This window comes from Micromonospora sp. SYSU B005, from assembly GCF_055362685.1.
On record NZ_JAXCFU010000006.1, the window covers coordinates 243,220 to 260,010 of the forward strand.

The 16,791-nt window shown below is 71.8% G+C and carries 17 protein-coding genes; 3 read left to right on the forward strand and 14 right to left on the reverse strand.

The window, feature by feature from the left end; translation table 11 throughout:
• Positions 1-16: 16 nt before the first annotated feature.
• From SM452_RS16590 to SM452_RS16625, 8 genes are all read right to left on the reverse strand, one after another.
• Entirely contained in the window at positions 17-934 is a 918-nt protein-coding gene (locus SM452_RS16590) for an urease accessory protein UreD (protein ID WP_355511624.1), read from the reverse strand.
• A complete protein-coding gene (gene ureG, locus SM452_RS16595) occupies positions 931-1,560 on the reverse strand; it encodes an urease accessory protein UreG (protein WP_013287653.1) in 630 nt (209 codons plus the stop codon). The genes SM452_RS16590 and ureG overlap by 4 nt, the downstream gene beginning before the upstream one ends.
• Positions 1,561-1,594: 34 nt before the next feature.
• Positions 1,595-2,272, reverse strand: a complete 678-nt coding sequence (locus SM452_RS16600) for an urease accessory protein UreF (RefSeq protein ID WP_302907669.1) — start codon at positions 2,270-2,272, stop codon at positions 1,595-1,597.
• A gap of 16 nt (positions 2,273-2,288) precedes the next feature.
• Positions 2,289-2,852 carry an urease accessory protein UreE gene (locus tag SM452_RS16605; RefSeq protein WP_013475749.1) on the reverse strand — a complete coding sequence of 188 codons (564 nt, stop codon included), beginning with the start codon at positions 2,850-2,852 and terminating at the stop codon, positions 2,289-2,291.
• Positions 2,853-2,910: 58 nt separating this feature from the next.
• A complete protein-coding gene (locus SM452_RS16610) occupies positions 2,911-4,629 on the reverse strand; it encodes an urease subunit alpha (RefSeq protein ID WP_463840233.1) in 1,719 nt (572 codons plus the stop codon).
• Positions 4,630-4,670: 41 nt separating this feature from the next.
• Positions 4,671-5,162 (reverse strand): urease subunit beta, encoded by a 492-nt coding sequence (locus SM452_RS16615; protein ID WP_120568787.1) that lies wholly within the window; start codon positions 5,160-5,162, stop codon positions 4,671-4,673.
• Between the two features lie 43 nt (positions 5,163-5,205).
• Positions 5,206-5,508 carry an urease subunit gamma gene (locus SM452_RS16620; protein WP_013287657.1) on the reverse strand — a complete coding sequence of 101 codons (303 nt, stop codon included), beginning with the start codon at positions 5,506-5,508 and terminating at the stop codon, positions 5,206-5,208.
• A gap of 80 nt (positions 5,509-5,588) precedes the next feature.
• A complete protein-coding gene (locus SM452_RS16625; protein ID WP_422746778.1) occupies positions 5,589-7,004 on the reverse strand; it encodes a sugar porter family MFS transporter in 1,416 nt (471 codons plus the stop codon).
• A gap of 137 nt (positions 7,005-7,141) precedes the next feature.
• On the opposite strand from SM452_RS16625, the gene SM452_RS16630 reads away from it, so the two are divergent.
• On the forward strand, positions 7,142-7,864 hold the full coding sequence (locus tag SM452_RS16630; protein WP_422746776.1) for a DUF1275 family protein: 723 nt from the start codon (positions 7,142-7,144) through the stop codon (positions 7,862-7,864).
• A gap of 3 nt (positions 7,865-7,867) precedes the next feature.
• Here the strand turns inward: SM452_RS16630 and proC are convergent, their stop codons facing one another.
• From proC to SM452_RS16650, 4 genes are all read right to left on the reverse strand, one after another.
• Positions 7,868-8,686: a pyrroline-5-carboxylate reductase gene (proC, locus tag SM452_RS16635; RefSeq protein ID WP_463840234.1), complete on the reverse strand. Its 819-nt coding sequence runs from the start codon at positions 8,684-8,686 to the stop codon at positions 7,868-7,870.
• A 102-nt stretch (positions 8,687-8,788) separates the two neighbouring features.
• Positions 8,789-9,817, reverse strand: a complete 1,029-nt coding sequence (locus SM452_RS16640; RefSeq protein WP_030273929.1) for a 6-phosphofructokinase — start codon at positions 9,815-9,817, stop codon at positions 8,789-8,791.
• 178 nt (positions 9,818-9,995) lie between these two features.
• Positions 9,996-10,499 carry a pyridoxamine 5'-phosphate oxidase family protein gene (locus tag SM452_RS16645; RefSeq protein WP_355512729.1) on the reverse strand — a complete coding sequence of 168 codons (504 nt, stop codon included), beginning with the start codon at positions 10,497-10,499 and terminating at the stop codon, positions 9,996-9,998.
• A 58-nt stretch (positions 10,500-10,557) separates the two neighbouring features.
• A complete protein-coding gene (locus SM452_RS16650; protein ID WP_013287663.1) occupies positions 10,558-11,061 on the reverse strand; it encodes a polyadenylate-specific 3'-exoribonuclease AS in 504 nt (167 codons plus the stop codon).
• A gap of 247 nt (positions 11,062-11,308) precedes the next feature.
• Here SM452_RS16650 and SM452_RS16655 point away from each other — a divergent pair, with 247 nt between their 5' ends.
• On the forward strand, positions 11,309-12,001 hold the full coding sequence (locus SM452_RS16655; protein ID WP_013287664.1) for a Crp/Fnr family transcriptional regulator: 693 nt from the start codon (positions 11,309-11,311) through the stop codon (positions 11,999-12,001).
• Between the two features lie 62 nt (positions 12,002-12,063).
• Here SM452_RS16655 and SM452_RS16660 read toward each other — a convergent pair whose 3' ends face one another.
• The gene (locus tag SM452_RS16660; protein WP_135241323.1) at positions 12,064-12,306 is read right to left on the reverse strand and encodes a hypothetical protein; all 243 of its coding nucleotides are present in this window, start codon (positions 12,304-12,306) and stop codon (positions 12,064-12,066) included.
• A 139-nt stretch (positions 12,307-12,445) separates the two neighbouring features.
• On the opposite strand from SM452_RS16660, the gene SM452_RS16665 reads away from it, so the two are divergent.
• Entirely contained in the window at positions 12,446-15,913 is a 3,468-nt protein-coding gene (locus SM452_RS16665) for an ATP-binding protein (protein ID WP_463840272.1), read from the forward strand.
• A 3-nt stretch (positions 15,914-15,916) separates the two neighbouring features.
• On the opposite strand, the gene SM452_RS16670 is transcribed toward SM452_RS16665, so the two are convergent.
• Entirely contained in the window at positions 15,917-16,612 is a 696-nt protein-coding gene (locus tag SM452_RS16670; RefSeq protein WP_355512732.1) for a lysophospholipid acyltransferase family protein, read from the reverse strand.
• Between the last annotated feature and the right edge of the window lie 179 nt (positions 16,613-16,791).

Below are 16,791 nucleotides of genomic sequence, written 5' to 3' on the forward strand. Positions count from 1 at the left end.
CTCGCTGTCCTCCTGGTCAACGCCAGCTGAAGACCGGCGGGAAGGTGCAGCCGGTCACCTCTTCCCGGGCGGCGACGCAGAACGCGCGTACCGCGGCGCGGACCGGTTCGGTCTCCTGCCCGAGCACCTTGAACACCAGGCCGGCGTCGTTCGGCAGCCGGCTCACAGCGGTGGCCAGCGGTGTCCGCTCGTCCCACACCGGCGTCGCGGTCCGCTCGAAGACCCGGGCCGCCCGGTCCGGGTCGGTGAGCAGCACGACGTTGCCGAAGACGTGGAAGCGGTCCATCATCCCGATCCGCGACACCGGGAAGTGGCCGGGAGTGATCACGAACTTCTCCACGAACAGCGGGCGTCCGTCGGGCCGTTGCGCCCGCAGCGTGGTGGAGAACAGGTCGTACGCGAAGATCTCGCCGTCGCGGTAGTACTTACGGCCGGGCTGGAGCACCTCGGCGTACAGCATTGTCGCGGTCTCCGGCAGCCGGACCACGGTGTCGGAGACGAACCGGCTGCGCCGGAACGGGATCACCGGCTCGGGCAGGAACTCCAGGTAGGCGTCGTCGGCCAGGGTGAAGCTCTGGGTCTGGGTGCCGTAGTTGGCGTCCATCTCCTGGATCTTGGTGGCGGCCTGGGTGACCAGGTGCGCCTGTGCGCCGGGCCCGAGGTCGACGTCCATCCGCAGCCGGTCGCCCTGAAGCACGCCGCCGGAGGTGGTGAGGATCATGACGCAGGGCAGGCCCGGCATCTCCTCGTCCCAGTACAGCGCGCGCTGCACCAGCAACGGCGACTGCCGGTAGACGTCGCGCAGGATGGTCCGGTCCTCGCGCCGCTCGAACCCCAGCCGGAGGATGCCCACCTTGCCGTTCGCGGCGGCCGGCAGCTGCGCCGGCTGGTCCTGGTACGGCGCGAGTTCCCGGACGGAGTCCAGAATGGTCATGCGAGCACTTCGGCGTCGAAGAGCGCGTTGCGGCGAACCAGGTCCACCAGGTCGTCGATGCCCTCGCCGGTCTTGCAGTTGGTGAACACGAACGGCTTGCCGCCGCGCATCAGCTCGGCGTCGCGGGCCATCACGTCCAGGTCGGCGTCGACGTACGGGGCCAGGTCGGTCTTGTTGATCACGAGGATGTCGGACTTGGAGATACCAGGGCCGTTCTTGCGCGGGATCTTGTCGCCGGCCGCCACGTCGATCACGTAGATGAAGTAGTCGACGAGCGCGGGGCTGAAGGTGAGCGTGAGGTTGTCGCCGCCGCTCTCGATGAGCACGACGTCGCTGTCCGGGAACCGCGCCTCCATGTCCTCCACCGCGGCGAGGTTCATGCTGGGGTCCTCACGCACGGCGGTGTGCGGGCAGGCGCCGGTCTCCACGCCGACGATGCGTTCCTCCACCAGCACGCCGGTCAGGGCGCGGCGGACGTGCTTGGCGTCCTCCGTGGTGACCACGTCGTTGGTGATGACCAGGATGCGCAGGCCCTGCTCGACCAGGCGGGGCACGACGGCCTCGATGATGGCCGTCTTGCCGCTGCCCACCGGGCCGCCGACGCCGATCCGACTCGCTGATTTCATTTCGAAGAGCCCTTCAGGTGGTGAGCGGGAGCGCTCAGCTCATGAACATCCGTACGTGTGCGTGCTGGTGCGCGCCGGCCAGCACGTCGAGGTGCGGCGCGAAGCTCTGCATGTCGTCGAGCCCGGCGGTCCGCACCTCCTCGTAGTCCTCGCCGACCCGCTCGTTGACCGCGAAGAGGATCGACTGGGTGTCGAGGTGGTCCACCCGCATCAGCCGGACCGCCGCGCCGAGCACCATGGAGGCCGCGCCGTACTGGTGGGCGGCGAACGCGTCCGCCTCCCCCACGCCGAGTTCGGCGAAGAGCACGCCGAGCGCGACCGGGTAGGTGACCGGGACGCCGGCGCCGCTCTCCGCGACGCGCTTGCGAAGCAGGGACTCCCCCACCACCCGTTCGGCGGCCTCGGCCAGCTTGCGCCCCATGCGGACCGTCATGGTCCGCGTCTCCTCATTGATCTTGCGCAGGTGTACGGCCTCGTCGGCCGCCCGGATCCGGTCGAGGTCACCGGCGCGGGCGGCGCGGTGCGCCACGAGCAGCGCCACTCCGTCTCCGGTGGCGGCGGCGCGGGTGACGGTACGCACGAACTCCTGCAACGTGGTCCGGTCGTGCACCGCCCCCTGTTCGACCGCCGTCTCCAGCCCGTTGGAGAAGGAGAACGCGCCGACCGGGAAGACCGAGTCGCCGAACTGGAGCAGCTTCAGGGCCTCGGTCACCGTGGACACCCGGCCCTCAGTTCAGGTCGGCGGGCAGGTGCGTGTGCGGGGTCGAGTCGGCCCCGCCGAACAGCCGCCGCGACTCGTGCGGGGCCAGGTACGCGATGATCTCGGTGCCGGGGATGAACTCGTGGGTGAGGCCGGTGAACGCGTGCGTGCGCATCACCGAGTCCATCACCTTGCGGTCCACGGTGAGCGGGACGTACATCTTGGTGCCCTTCACCACCGCCGGCCAGTGCTGGTTGCCGATCGCGTGGCCGAGTTCGACGGCGGAGCGGATCACCATGTCCAGCGACTCGCCGTGCAGCGTGTCGAGGTGCACGACCATGACCTCGCCGAGCGCGATCCGGGCCACCACGGCGGTCGCGGTGGCGTCGTCCCACGCGAGCACGTCACCGTCGCGCAGCCGTACGCCGCGGGCCAGGGACAGCGCCAGTTCGGTGCCGAGGCTCGTGGTCCGGCGCAGCCGGCTCTTCTGCGCGTCCCACTGGTCGAGGACCAGGTCGTCGACCTTGGCCTCCCGGAGCCGCTCGGTCCAGGCTGGCTCGTTCACGTTGCCGAGTACCGTTTCGACGAGCATGTGTTCTCCTTTCACGCGACCCCGCCGCCGGCCCGGCCGGGGCGGGCGCCGCGCCGGGTCAGCTGAAGAAGTAGAGCTGGCTGAGGGGGAGGTTCTTGGCCGCCGGCACCGTCGCGTGCACGCCGTCCATCTTCACGGCGAAGGTCTCCGGGTCGACCTCGAGCTTCGGCAGGCGGTCGTTGCGCACCATGTCGCGCTTGGTCAGGTTGCGGCAGCCGTAGACCGGGATGACCTGCCGTTGCAGGCCCAGCTGCTCGGCCACGCCCGACTCGTGCGCGGCGCGGGACACGAACGTCACGCAGTTCTTGGCGACCTGCGAACCGGTGGCGCCGAACATGGGCCGGTAGTAGACCGGCTGCGGCGTGGGCAACGAAGCGTTCGGGTCACCCATGATCGACCAGGCGATCATGCCGCCCTTGAGCACCATCTTCGGCTTCGTGCCGAAGAACGCGGGCTCCCAGAGCACCAGGTCGGCGAGCTTGCCCGGGCTGACCGACCCGATGACGTGCGAGACGCCCTGGGTGATCGCCGGGTTGATGGTCATCTTGGCGACGTAGCGCAGGACGCGGAAGTTGTCGTTGGCGTCGGAGTCCTCGGCCAGCTTGCCGCGCACGTTCTTCATCTGCCCGGCGAGCTGGACGGTGCGCAGCCAGGTCTCGCCCACCCGGCCCATGGCCTGCGAGTCGCTCTGCATCATCGAGATGACGCCCTCGTCGAGGAGCACGTCCTCGGCGGCGATGGTCTCGGTGCGGATCCGGCTCTCCACGAAGGCGACGTCCGAGGGCACCTTCGGGTTGAAGTTGTGACAGACCATGATCATGTCGTACAGCTCGGACTGGCTGTTGATGCCGTACGGAACGGTGGGCGTGGTCGACGCGGGCAGGACGTTCATCTGGCCGGCGACCTTGATGATGTCCGGTGCGTGCCCGCCGCCGGCGCCCTCGGTGTGGAACGTGTGGATGGTCCGGCCCTCGAAGGCGGCGATGCTGTCCTCGATGTAGCCGCTCTCGTTGAGCGTGTCCGTGTGGATGCTGATCTGGACGTCGTACTCGTCGGCGACGGCCAGGCAGGACCGGATCACCGCGGGCGGCGCGCCCCAGTCCTCGTGGATCTTGAAGCTGGGCACCCCGGCCATGATCTGCTCGACGAGCGGCGCCCGGCCGCTGCTGTTGCCCTTGCCCAGCAGGCCGATGTTGATCGGCAGGTCCTCGAAGGCCCGCATCATGTTCTGGATGTTCCACGGGCCGGGCGTGATGGTGACGCCGTTGGTGCTGTCGGTGGGTCCGGTGCCGCCGCCCCAGAGGGTGGTGACGCCGTTGCTGAGCGCGGCCCACACCTGCTGCGGCGTGACCAGGTGGACGTGCGCGTCGATGCCGCCGGCGGTCAGGATCAGGTGTTCGCCGGAGATCGCGTCGGTGCCCGGACCGGTCACCAGGCCCGGGGTCACCCCGTCCATGATGTTGGGGTTGCCGGCCTTGCCGATCCCGGCGATCTTGCCGTCCTTGATCCCCACGTCCGCCTTGACCACGCCGAGCAGCGCGTCCACGATGGTCACGTTGGTGATCACCAGGTCGATCACGCCCTCGGCGCTGGTGGCCTGGCTGGCACTGCCCATGCCGTCGCGCAGGGTCTTGCCGCCGCCGTACATGACCTCGTCACCGAGGACCCGCAGGTCCTTCTCGATCTCGATGTAGAGGTCGGTGTCACCCAGCCGGATCTGGTCGCCCGTGGTCGGGCCGTACATTCCGGCGTATTCCTGCCGTGAGATCTGACTCATGCGTTATCGCTCCAGCTCTGGCGCGTCTGAGAGTGGCCGGGCTACTTGCCCTTGCCCTTGCCTTGGTCCTGGCCCTTGCCCTGGTCCTTGCCCTGGTCCTGCTGCTGCGACGTGGTCTTGAAGCCGCGCGTCTGGGCCTGGTGGAGCGCCTCGGCCCGGTCCGGCCGGTAGCCGGGGATCGGCCCGTCCCCGGTCCAGCCCTGGACCAGGCCGTTGAAGCCGTACACCCGCTGGGAACCGCCGTACGGGACGAGCTGGACGGTCTTGCGGTCGCCGGGCTCGAACCGGATCGAGGTGGTGGCCGGGATGTTCAGCCGCTTGCCGAACGCCGCCGGGCGGTCGAACTCCAGGAAGCGGTTGGCCTCGAAGAAGTGGAAGTGGGAACCGACCTGGATGGGCCGGTCGCCGGTGTTCTGCACGACCACCTCGGTCACCGGCCGCCCGGCGTTGAGTTCCAGGGGTTGGTCGCTGAGCTTGTAGCCGCCGATGGGCCGAAGGTGCTTGGAGTTCGGTCCCGGGTGTTGCTTCGCCATGTCGCCCCCGCTCTGCCGGAGACCGTGGCCTCCGGTCGCTGCTCTACTGGATGGGTGAGTGGACGGTGATCAGCCGTGACCCGTCGGTGAAGACCGCTTCGACCTGGAGCATCGGGATCATGTCCGCCACGCCGGGGATCACGTCGTCGGCGGTGAGCACGTGGCTCGCATCGTTCATGACCTCCTCGACGGTCTTGCCCTCGCGCGCGCCTTCGAGCGCCGCGGCGCAGATCACCGCCACCGCCTCGGGGTGGTTGAGCTTGACCCCGCGTGCCTTGCGGGCGTTGGCCACCATCGCCAGCGAGTGAATCGTCAGCTTGTCGAATTCCTTCGGCGTGAGATGCACGTCGCGATCCCTTCACGTACTTTCGGCTATATCGCCACATTAGTAGGTGTTTGCGAAGAAAGTAGGCTTTCAGCAAGATCTCAGGACTCGGCGTGCGCCCGCCTGCGCCGGTCGTAGTCGGCAACCCAGATCTGCTGGATCTGCTCCAGCGTCCGGCCCCTGGTCTCGGGCAGGTAGCGCCGGACGAACAGGAAGCCGAGCACGCACAGCGCGGCGAACAGCGCGAACACCCCCGACCGGCCGAGCACGTCGAGCAGGCTCAGGAAGAACTGCGTGATCAGGTACTCGGTGCCCCAGTGGGTCGCCGACGCGATCGCCACGCACCGGCCGCGGATCGGACCGGGATAGATCTCGTTGATCACGGTCCACGCGCCCGGGCCGATGGACACGGCGTAGAAGGCGACGAAGAAGATCACGCCGACCAGCAGGAACAGGCCCGAGGTGGTGATCCGGCCGTCGCCACGCCCGGCGCCCGCGCCCAGGAAGCTGACGCTGACCACGGCGAGCGAGACGGCCATCCCCGCCAGGCCGACCAGCAGCAGCGGGCGGCGGCCGACGCGGTCGAGCAGGCCTACCGCGACGAGCGCGAACGCCGCGTCCACCGCGCCGATCGCCCAGGTGGTCGCGGAGAGCTGAGCCTCGGGGGTACGGAATCCGGCTGCCGAGAAGATCGAGTCGGCGTAGTAGATGATGCCGTTGATCCCGGTCGTCTGCTGGAACAGCGCCAGCCCCACACCCAGCGCGAGCGGACGCCGCCACTGCGGGGACAGCAGCTCCCGCCAGCTCGCCCTGCGACCGTGCAGACTCTCCTCGATCTCGTGCAGGCGCTGCCCCACCCGGTGCTCGGGAACGGTCCGGCACAGCGACTCCCGGGCGCGGCGCCGGTCGCCCCGCTTGAGGTACCAGACCGCCGAGTCGGGCACCACCACCGTCACCAGGATCAGCGCCACGCCCAGCACGACCGCGGCACCGAGCAGGTACCGCCACGACTCGCCGCCGGTGAACAGCTCGTCCGCCAGGTAACCGATGAAGATCGCGAAGGTGGTCGAGAACTGGTAGACCGCGAGCAGGCCGCCCCGGATCCGTTCCGGCGCCGCCTCGGCCGCGAACATCGGCCCGGCGACCGAGGCCACGCCGATGCCCACCCCGAGGAGCAGCCGCGCGCCGAGCAGGGCGCCGATGGCCGGGGCCGCCGCCTGCACGATCGTGCCGACGACGTACGCGCCGGCGGCGACCCACAGCGCGCCCCGCCGGCCGATCCGGTCGGCGAGGTGACCGCCGGCGAGCGCGCCGGCGAGCGCGCCGAGCGTCACCCAGCTCGCCGCCACCTCCACCTCGAAGGTGTCCACGTCGAACGTGTGCCGGATGTCGTGCAGCGCGCCGCTGATGACGCCCTGGTTGTAGCCGAAGAACGCGCCGGAGAGGACGACGATCGCCAGGATCGCCACGAGGTTGTGGCGGGGCGGCCGGCCGGCCGCGCGTCCGCTCGCCGCCATGTCACCCCGTCCGCCGGCGACCGCCTACCGAAACGGCCGTAACCCTACATATGCGACATATAGTAGGTTCGCCGCAGCGGTCCGACAGCGAAACGATGACGCTGCCGTGGTCGCTCCTGCACACGGACGGGGGAAGGGTGAACCGGTCGGCGCCGTACGGCTCCGCGGACTCCTACCGCGAGTTCCGCCACCCGCTCGCGGCGCTCGTGCTCGCCGTCGTCACCGCCGGCGCGCTGGACGCCTTCGCGTTCCTGCGGTACGGCGCGTTCGTCGCCAACCAGTCCGGCAACGCCATCTTCCTCGGCATGGGACCGGCCGGCGGGCATCCCACGTGGCCGGTCTCGGCGGCCTCGATCGTCGCGTTCGCCACCGCCGCCGGACTGGTGAACCTGCTCCGCCGCCGGACCCGGCCGACGGCGGCGCCACTGGTGGACATCGCCGTCACCGAGGCCGCCATGGTCGTCTGGACGGTGCTCAACCTGGTGCTCGCGTACGGCCGGCACGGCACGGCCGCGCGTGTGCTGCTCGCCGCGGCCGGCGCGGTCGCCATGGGCAGCCTGACCACCGTGGCGACCCGTACCGCGGGGATCGCGACGCCGATCACCTACCAGTCGGACACCACGACGAAGACCGGTGAGCGGGCCGCCCGCTGGCTGTTCGGCCCCGCCGCCGGCCGGGGCCGGGCCCGGCGGGGCACCCTGCTCGGGCTGCTCGCCCTGGTCAGCTACAGCGTCGGCGGCGCGATCGGCACGCTCGCCCAGCACCGGCCCCGCTGGGTGCCGCTGTGGGGGACGATCGCGCTGGCCGTGCTGATCCTGCTGCTGCGGCGGCACCCCCGGCCGCCGTCGCGGCCCGGCTGAGCGTCAGTCGGCCTGGGCGGCGAGTTCCCGGGCCCGGTCCCGGGCCGCCTCCAGCGCCGCCAGCATGGCCGCGCGTACGCCGTGGTTCTCCAGCTCGCGGATCGCGGAGATGGTGGTGCCCGCGGGCGAGGTGACCGCCTCGCGCAGCTTCACCGGGTGCTCGCCGGAGTCGCGCAGCATCACCGCCGAGCCGATCGCGGTCTGCACGATCAGCTCGTGCGCCACCTGGCGTGGCAGGCCGAGCAGGATGCCCGCGTCGATCATCGCCTCGACGAGCAGGTAGAAGTAGGCCGGGCCGGAGCCGGAGAGCGCGGTGACCGCGTCCTGCTGCGACTCGGGCACCCGGACGGTCGAGCCGAGCGGCGAGAACATCTCCTCGGCCAGCGCCAGGTGCTCGCCGGTGGCGTACGCGCCCGCCGAGATCGCGCTCATCGCCTCGTCGACCAACGCCGGGGTGTTGGTCATGACCCGGACCACGGGGGTGCCCTCTGGTAGCCGGCGGTTGAAGAAGGCGGTCGGCAGGCCGGCGCAGAGCGAGATCACCAGCTTGTCGGCCGGCACCTTCGGGCCGATCTCGTCCAGCAGCGCGGCGGCGTCCTGCGGCTTGACCGACACGGCCAGCACCTCGGCCTCGGTCACGGCGGTGAGGTTGTCCACCACCCGTACGCCGTACCGGTCGGTCAGCTCCCGCGCCCGCGCCGGCCGCCGCGCGGTGGCGAGCAGCCGCTCCACCGGCCAGCCGGAACGCAGCAGCCCGGAGAGCATCAGCTCACCGATCTTGCCGGCGCCGATCACCGCGACCGTGTGCACCTGGCGTGCCATCAGCCGTACCCCTTCCCGGGTCACGTGGGCAGGGCGTGGGGGGGGGGGGGGGGGGCCCGCCCCCCCCCCCCCCCCCCCCCCCCCACGCCCGTGCGCCGTCGATCAGCTGCCGAAGAAGACCTCGGCCTCGGCGTACCGCTCCAGCGGCACGGTCTTCAGCTCGCGGGTGGCGTCGGCGAGCGGGACGCGGACGATGTCCGTGCTCTGCATCGCGACCATCTTGCCCCAGTCGCCCTCGTGCGCGGCGTCGATCGCGTGCAGGCCGAGCCGGGTCGCCAGCACCCGGTCGAACGCGGTCGGGGTGCCGCCGCGCTGGATGTGGCCGAGCACCACGGTGCGGGCCTCCTTGCCGGTCTTCGCCTCCAGCTGCTCGGCCAGCCACTGGCCGATGCCGCCGAGACGGACGTGACCGAACGCGTCCAGCTCCTGGTTGTGCAGGACCATCTGGCCGTCCAGCGGCTGGGCGCCCTCGGCGACCACGACGATCGGGGCGTACTGGTGCTGGAAGCGCTTCTCGACGTAGCCGGCGACCTGCTCGACGTCGAACTGCCGCTCCGGCAGCAGGATCACGTTGGCGCCACCGGCGAGACCGGCGTGCAGGGCGATCCAGCCGGCGTGCCGGCCCATGACCTCGACCACCAGGGTGCGGTGGTGGCTCTCCGCGGTGGTGTGCAGCCGGTCGATCGCCTCCATGGCGATGTTGACGGCGGTGTCGAAACCGAACGTGTAGTCGGTCGCACCGAGGTCGTTGTCGATCGTCTTCGGCACACCGATGACGTTGACGCCCAGCTCGTGCAGCTTGGTGGCCACGCCGAGCGTGTCCTCGCCGCCGATCGCGATCAGCGCGTCCACGCCCTGGGCGGCGAGGTTGTCCTTGATCCGCTCCACGCCGTTCTCGATCTTGAACGGGTTGGTGCGGGACGAGCCGAGGATGGTGCCGCCGCGCGGCAGGATGCCACGCACCTCGGCGATGCCGAGCGGCTTGGTCAGGCCCTCGAGCGGGCCCTTCCAGCCGTCCCGGAAGCCCACGAACTCGTGACCGTAGGTGGCGACGCCCTTGCGGACCACCGCCCGAATCACCGCGTTGAGACCTGGGCAGTCGCCGCCGCCGGTGAGCACGCCGATACGCATGATCTGCTCATCCTCCTGGAGCATCAGGTGAAGCCCGGATAAGCCCCAGGATATGTGTCAGATCAGACCATCGGCGCCGTTGCCGGCCCGGGGCGGGCCGTCACTGCGCACTGTAGTCGGCACAGGTGTACGCCGACACCGCACCCCGGGCCGTTCCGGACGGCGGACGGGCTACCCGTCAGTAGCTGACCTCGTGGTTCTCCCCCGCCTTCGGCGGCTTGCCGGTCACCGCCGCCTTGGCGAAGCCGAGCAGGTTGACCACCGTGCTGCCGGGCGAGTCCCAGTACTCCGCCGACCCGGCGTGCACCTTGATCAACGTGATCCCGGGCGTGTCCAGCCCGTCCGGGAACCACGCCTTCAGCACCGGGCTCCACAGCTCCTTCGCCCGCTCGGGGTCCCACTCCTCGGTGGCGGTGCCGGCCACCGACACCCAGGCGTGGTGGCGCTGGTCGGAGAAACCGACGTTCACCTGCGGGTTGACCCGGATTTGCCGCACCTTCGCCGAGTCGGCGTACGCGAAGAACCACAGGTCGCCGTCGAAGTCCGCCTCCTGCAACCCCATCGGGCGGCTGATCAGACGCCCGTCCACGCCGGTGGTGGTGAGCAGGCAGATCCGGGCGTCCTTGATCAGCTCGGTGACCCGGCGGCGGGCGTCCGCGGCGTTTGTCGGCTCATTGCTCATGGGGCACTCCTGTCTCGGATCGGCGTAGATGCCGCTCCCGTGCCCTGGGCGGAACCGGTCAAACCTCCCGCGCCGTCATCGCCCGCCACCGCGCCAGGTTGTGCCGCGCGTCGACGAGCGCGTCGTGCCGGTCGGCCTCGGCGTCCGGCAGCCGGGGGCGGCCCCGGTCGTCCCAGAGCTGGCGCAGCTCCTTGGTGAAGCGGGGGATCTCCCGGGGCAGCGCCGGCATCGCGCCCCAGAGCTGGGCCAGCACGACATGGTCGTAGGCGGCGTACCAGGCCCACAGCTCCAGCTGCTCGCCCGGCCGGTCCCGCACCGGTTCCAGCAGGAACTCGTGCAGGTCGTCCCGGATGCGCGCGCGGGAGCGCCAGGCCCGGTCGGCCGGCGACGGGAGCTTGTCCAGCACGTTGCGCCGCACCCAGGGCACCGCCCGGGAGTCGTCGAACTCGGTGGAGACCGCGTAGAACTCGCGGCCGTACTCGTCGACGACGCCGATCGACACCAGGTCGACGATGCGGCCGTCCTCGATGAATTCGCAGTCGTAGAAATAGCGGTAGACCATCGCCCCCATCCTCGCCCATCACCGGCACGGACCGGTCGCCGGGGCGTCCGCCGAGGTCGGCGGCCGTGCCGGCGGCGGGCGGGCATGGTCACGGAAGTGTTTCCGGGGGTGTACAGCACGCGACGAGAGCGTCATGATCTGATGTGTACCGCCGTCGGGCGCCGAACCGGTTGAGCTGCCTCGTACCGGGAATGACAGCTTCACCCGGTGTGCGAGTCGTGACTTCTGACCGGGGAGGGGTTGAGCCGTGGAGTCTCGCCTGCCGGAGCCGGGTGACGCGCTCACGGGTGTGGAGATGTTCGCCGGGCTCGAGCCGGAGGTGCGGCAGCGTGTCATCGCCGCGGCCGTACCGCGCACCTACCGCAAGGGCCAGCTGCTCTTCGTCGAGAACGACCCCGGCGAGTCGCTGATCGTGCTGCGCCGCGGCGCGGTGGCGGTGTTCCGCACCGCGCCGACCGGTGAACGCGCGGTGCTGTCGGTGATCCGACCCCCGGACGTGCTCGGCGAGGTGTCCCTGTTGGACGCCTCCACCCGCTCGGCGTCGGCCGAGGCGATCGAGGACTGCGCCGCGCTGGCGCTGTCCCGGCCCGCGTTCATGGAGCTGGTGCACTCCAACCCGCGCATCCTGGACGCGGTGATGCGCTCGCTGGGCCAGCTGATCCGCCGGCTCACCGAGCAGAACGCCGACCACGTCTTCCTCGACCTGCCCGGCCGGGTCGCAAAGACGCTGGTCCGGCTCGCAGGCGAGAGCCAGGCCCCGATGATCACCATCGAGCTGAACCAGAGCCAGCTCGCCGAGATGGCGGGCGGTTCCCGGCAGAGCGTCAACCAGGCCATCGGCTCGTTCGCCAGCCGGGGCTGGCTGCGCACCGAGGGACGCCGCATCGTGGTCACCGACGTGGCCGCGCTGCGCCGCCGGGCCGGCATGAACGACCGCTGACACGACGACGGCGGGGGCCGGCGGTCGTCCCGCCGGCCCCCGCCGCGTTCGTCGTACGCCGGTCAGTCGTCCTTGGTGTCGGCCGGGGGCGAGCTCGGACCCGGGCCGATCTTCGACGGGTCGGTCTTCTTCGGCGGGGTCGTCGTGGTGGTCGTGGTCTCGGTCGATCCGCTACCCGCGGGCTGCTCCACCATGCCTTTTTCCTCCAGTTCGGCGAGGGTTACGGCGTCCACGTCGACCGTGTCGCCGACGGCCCACACCGTCCCCCGTGGATCGGTCCATGAGGCGGACAGCCGGACGTGCACGGCAAACTCCCTGTCGACGGGACTTCCTGCTAGGGGAGACTAGACCCGGCCGAACAGCCGTGACGTCCCGCCGACCCGTCGGGTACCCGACTGCGCGGCCGCGCGGGACACTGGGGACCTCACGCGTACGGAGCCGGACATCGACCTCACCTGTGGACACTGCGCCCGGACCGCCGGGCCGGACGACCGTTTCTGCGGTGGGTGCGGTCGCCCGCTTGCGGCTGCCTGCCCAGGCTGCGGCCACGCCAACGACACCGGCGCCAACTTCTGCACCAACTGCGGTCAGCCGCTGCGCGACCACGCGGTCACGGTGCAGGAGGACCGCCGCCAGGTGAGCGTGCTCTTCATCGACATCGTCGACTTCACGACATACGCCGAGCGGGCCGACCCGGAGCAGGCCCGCAGCCTGCAACAGGTCTACTTCGCCACGGTGCGCCGGCTGGTGCACCAGTACGGCGGCGTGGTGGAGAAGTACATCGGCGACGCGGTCATGGCGCTGTTCGGCGCGCCGGTCGCCACCGACAACGACGCGCTGCGCTGCGTACGCGCCGGACTGGAGCTGCAACGCAGCCTGGCCCGGCAGCCGGCCGGCCCGCATCCGCCGCTCGGGTTCCGGGTCGGCATCGCCACCGGCGAGGCCCTGGTCGACCTGGCCGCGGCGCGCGACGGCGGCCAGGCGTTCGTCACCGGCGACGTGGTGAACACCGCCAGCCGGTTGCAGGGGCTCGCTCCGGTGGGCGGCGTGGTGGTCGACGAGAGCACCTGGGCGGCGACCCGGCGCGAGATGGAGTACGACGACCAGCCGCCGGTCACGTTGCGCGGCCGCTCGGCGGTGAGCCGGATCTGGCTGGCCGTGCGGGCACGGCCCCGGCGCGACGGGCAGACCGCCGAGCTGACCCCGATGGTCGACCGGGACCACGAGCGGGGCCTGCTCGTCAGCGCGCTGCACCGCACGCTCACCGAGCGCACCTCGCAGCTGCTCACCGTCTTCGGCCCGGCCGGGGTGGGCAAGAGCCGGCTGCTGCGCGAGCTGGCCCGGCACGCCGCCAGCCTGCCCGGCACCCGGGTCACCTGGCTGACCGGCCAGTGCCCGCCGTTCGGCGAGAACGTCACCTACGCGGCACTGGCCGACATCGTCCGGAGCTGGGCCGGGCTGACCGGCGCGGACGACCCGGCCGCCAGCCGGGACCGGCTGCGCGAGCAGCTGGGCCGTCTCGCCGACCCGCACGCGGTACGGCTGGCCGAGGCGCTGGGCCCGCTCGTCGGCGTCACCGGTGAACGGCTCACCTCGGCCGAGACCGAGGCGGCGTGGCGGCGGTTCCTGCTCACCCTGGCCGCGACCGGTCCCACGGTGCTCGTCTTCGAGGACATGCACTGGGCCGACGAGGCGATGCTGTCCTTCGTCGAGCAGCTCGGCGCGGCGGCCCGCAACGTGCCGCTGCTCGTCGTCGCGACCGCCCGGCCGGAGCTGCGCGAACGGCACCCGGCCTGGACCGGCACGATCAGCGGGGCGATGTCCATCTCGGTGCCGCCGATGCACGACGGCGACATCGACACGCTCTACTCGCTGCTGCTCGGTCAGGCCACGCTGCCGCAGGAGGCGCGCGCGCCGCTGATCGAGTTCGCCGACGGCAACCCGCTCTACGCCCAGGAGTACGCGCGGATGCTGCTCGACGGCGGGCTGGCCGAGCGGGCGGCCGGGCTGGCGCTAGTCGATCCGGCCGGCGGCGCCGGGATGCCGCGTACCGTGCAGGCGGTCATCGCCAACCGGCTGGACCTGCTCGACCCGGCCGACCGCGCGGTGCTCCAGGCCGCCTCGGTGGTCGGCGTGCAGTTCTGGGCCGCGCCGGTCGCGTTGGCGCTCGGCCGCCCGGTGGAGTGGGTCGAGCGCGCGCTGCACCACCTTCAGCGGCGTGACCTCGTCTACGAGCTGCCCGTCTCGACCATGCCCGGCCAGGCGGAGTACCGGTTCCGGCACGTGCTGGTCCGGGACGTCTGCTATCAGCGGTTGCCCCGGGCCGAGCGGGTCGCCCGGCACCAGCGCACCGCCGACTGGCTGGAGCAGCTCGCCGACGGCCGGCAGCACGACCTGGCCGAGGTGCTCGCCAACCACAGGTGGGCGGCGCACGAGATCGCCCGTACCGTCGGGCTGGACCAGGCCCCGCACGCCGCCGCGACCCGGTCCGCGCTGCACCGGGCCGCGCGCCGGGCGTACGACCTGCACGCGCTGGAGACCGCCGCCACGCTCGTGGACCGCGCGCTGAGCGTGGAGTGCGGGCCGGACCCGGCACTCGAACTGTTCCGGGCCGAGCTGGCGTTCTACCGGGACCGCGACGGCTTCCTCGACGGTGGCGGGACGGCGCTGCTCACCACACTGGCCGACCGGCTGACCGGCGCCGGTGACCGGCCCGGCGCGGCGAAGGCGTGGCGGCTGCTGGCCACGGCGGCGTTCGCGCGGGCCGACCGTTCGGAGCTGATGCGCTGCCTGGACCGGGCGATCGGGCTGCACGCCACGCTGCCGGACAGCGAGGACAAGGTGGGTGTGCTGCTGGAGCTGGCCCGGGCGCACATGCTGGATGCGGAGACCGAGCCGGCGTGTGTGGCCGCCCGTACCGCCGCCGAGCTGGCCGAGCGGCTGGGCCTGCGCGAGGCCCGGGCGAACGCCCGCATCACGCTCGCCGTGGTCCGCTACCAGGCCGGCGCCGAGGAGGCGTACGCCGAGCTGGCCGAGGTGACCGAGGAGTGCCGGGTGGAGCGGTTGACCAGCCGCCGCCGCGCGGTGCACAACCTGGCCTGGGTGCTGCAGGAGGAGGGTGACCTGGCCGGCTCCGCCCGGCTGGTCGACGAGCAGCGCTCACTGGACCTGGCCGGCGAGCACGCCCTGACGGTGAGCTTCAGCGACCAGTGGGCCCGGTCGTACTACAGCGGGGACTGGACGTCGGCGCTGCGGATGGCGGAGGGGTCGACGCGGCGCCCGACCGACGAGTGGGACCTGCACATCGTGGCCGTGTCCGGCTGGATCCGGGCGCTCGGCGACGACCCGGCCGGCCCGGGCACCGGCGAGGACCTGGTGGACCAGGCACTCGTGGCGGCCCGCCGCAGCGGCTTCCAGCGCGTACTGCGCTCCACGCTGGCGCACGCCGCGCTCTGCCGCGCGGTGCAGGGCCGCCGGGACGAGGCGGTGGCGCTGCTGTCCGAGCTGGACGAGGACTGGCGGCAGACCCGGATGATCCCGTTCGCCGAGTGGGTCCCGGCGGTCGGCCACGTGGCCGCGCTGCTCGGCGGCGACGCCGCGGTGCTGGTGCGCGACCTGCTGGCGCGCTCGCCGCGCACCACCCGCTGGGCGCGGGCCGCCGGGCGGTCGGCCGAGGCGGCGCTGGCCCGGGGCGACGGCGACGCCGCGCGGGCGGGCCGGCTGCTCACCGCCGCGGCCGAGGGGTACGCCGAGATGACCGACGTCACCGACCAGATGATCGCGTCCGCGCTGGCGGTCGGGCCGCTCACCGAGGCGGATCCGCCGGCCGCGGCGGCGACGCTGGACCGGGTACGCGCGTTCGCCGGCCGGCACGCCGCCGGAGGGTTGCTCCGGATCGCCGGGGCGGGCTGAGGGTCAGGCCGGGACCGGCTGCCGTGCCACGGCGCTCTTGGCCTTCTGCGCGTACGTGTCGACGTACTCGCGGCCGGACAGCTCCATCAGCTCGTACATGATCTCGTCGGTGACCGCCCGCTCGACGAACCGGTCGCCGGCCATCCCGGCGTAGCGGGAGAAGTCCAGCGGCGGCCCGAAGCGGATCCGCACCCGGCCCAGGTTCGGGATGATCTGGCCGGTGGGCTGGATCGCGTCGGAGTTGAGCATGGCCATCGGCACGACCGGGGCGCCGCTCTCCAGCGCCAGCCGCGCCACGCCGGTCTTGCCCCGGTAGAGCCGGCCGTCCGGCGAGCGGGTGCCCTCCGGGTAGATCCCGGCGATGCCACCGGCGCGCAGCACGGAGAGCTGGGTGTCGAGGGCGGCGCGGGCGGCCCGCCCGCCGGAGCGGTCGACCGGGATGGTGCCGGAGCCGACGAAGAACATCTTGGTGAGCCGGCCCTTGAGGCCCTTACCGGTGAAGTATTCGGCTTTCGCGATGAAGGTGACTTTTCGCTTGACGATCAGCGGTGTGAAGATCGAATCCGAGAAGGAGAGGTGGTTGCTGGCCAGGATCACCGGGCCGGTGGCCGGAACGTGCTCCAGCCCTTCCACCCGCGGACGGAAGATCAGCCTCAGCAACGGGCCGAGAACGACGTACTTCAGCAGCCAGTACAGCACCGGCGTCCTTCCCGTGTCGGTGGCGGCGGACGGGTCGCCGCGCGGCCCCGCGGGCGCCGGCGGCGCCCACGGGAGTCCGGGAAGAGGGTACGAACGACGAGCGGCACGCCACAACGCACTCCCGGAACCGGGTGCCGACGTGTCACGATTCAGGGCACGGGCAGGGAACGGCGAAGGGG

Bases quoted from the DNA above. Each gene is read 5' to 3' on its own strand.
- SM452_RS16605 (WP_013475749.1), bottom strand. From the start codon at position 2,852: ATGCTCGTCGAAACGGTACTCGGCAACGTGAACGAGCCAGCCTGGACC.
- proC (WP_463840234.1), bottom strand. From the start codon at position 8,686: ATGGCACGCCAGGTGCACACGGTCGCGGTGATCGGCGCCGGCAAGATC.
- SM452_RS16645 (WP_355512729.1), bottom strand. From the start codon at position 10,499: ATGAGCAATGAGCCGACAAACGCCGCGGACGCCCGCCGCCGGGTCACC.
- SM452_RS16610 (WP_463840233.1), bottom strand. From the start codon at position 4,629: ATGAGTCAGATCTCACGGCAGGAATACGCCGGAATGTACGGCCCGACC.
- SM452_RS16650 (WP_013287663.1), bottom strand. From the start codon at position 11,061: ATGGTCTACCGCTATTTCTACGACTGCGAATTCATCGAGGACGGCCGC.
- SM452_RS16625 (WP_422746778.1), bottom strand. From the start codon at position 7,004: ATGGCGGCGAGCGGACGCGCGGCCGGCCGGCCGCCCCGCCACAACCTC.
- ureG (WP_013287653.1), bottom strand. From the start codon at position 1,560: ATGAAATCAGCGAGTCGGATCGGCGTCGGCGGCCCGGTGGGCAGCGGC.
- SM452_RS16590 (WP_355511624.1), bottom strand. From the start codon at position 934: ATGACCATTCTGGACTCCGTCCGGGAACTCGCGCCGTACCAGGACCAG.
- SM452_RS16615 (WP_120568787.1), bottom strand. From the start codon at position 5,162: ATGGCGAAGCAACACCCGGGACCGAACTCCAAGCACCTTCGGCCCATC.
- SM452_RS16640 (WP_030273929.1), bottom strand. From the start codon at position 9,817: ATGCGTATCGGCGTGCTCACCGGCGGCGGCGACTGCCCAGGTCTCAAC.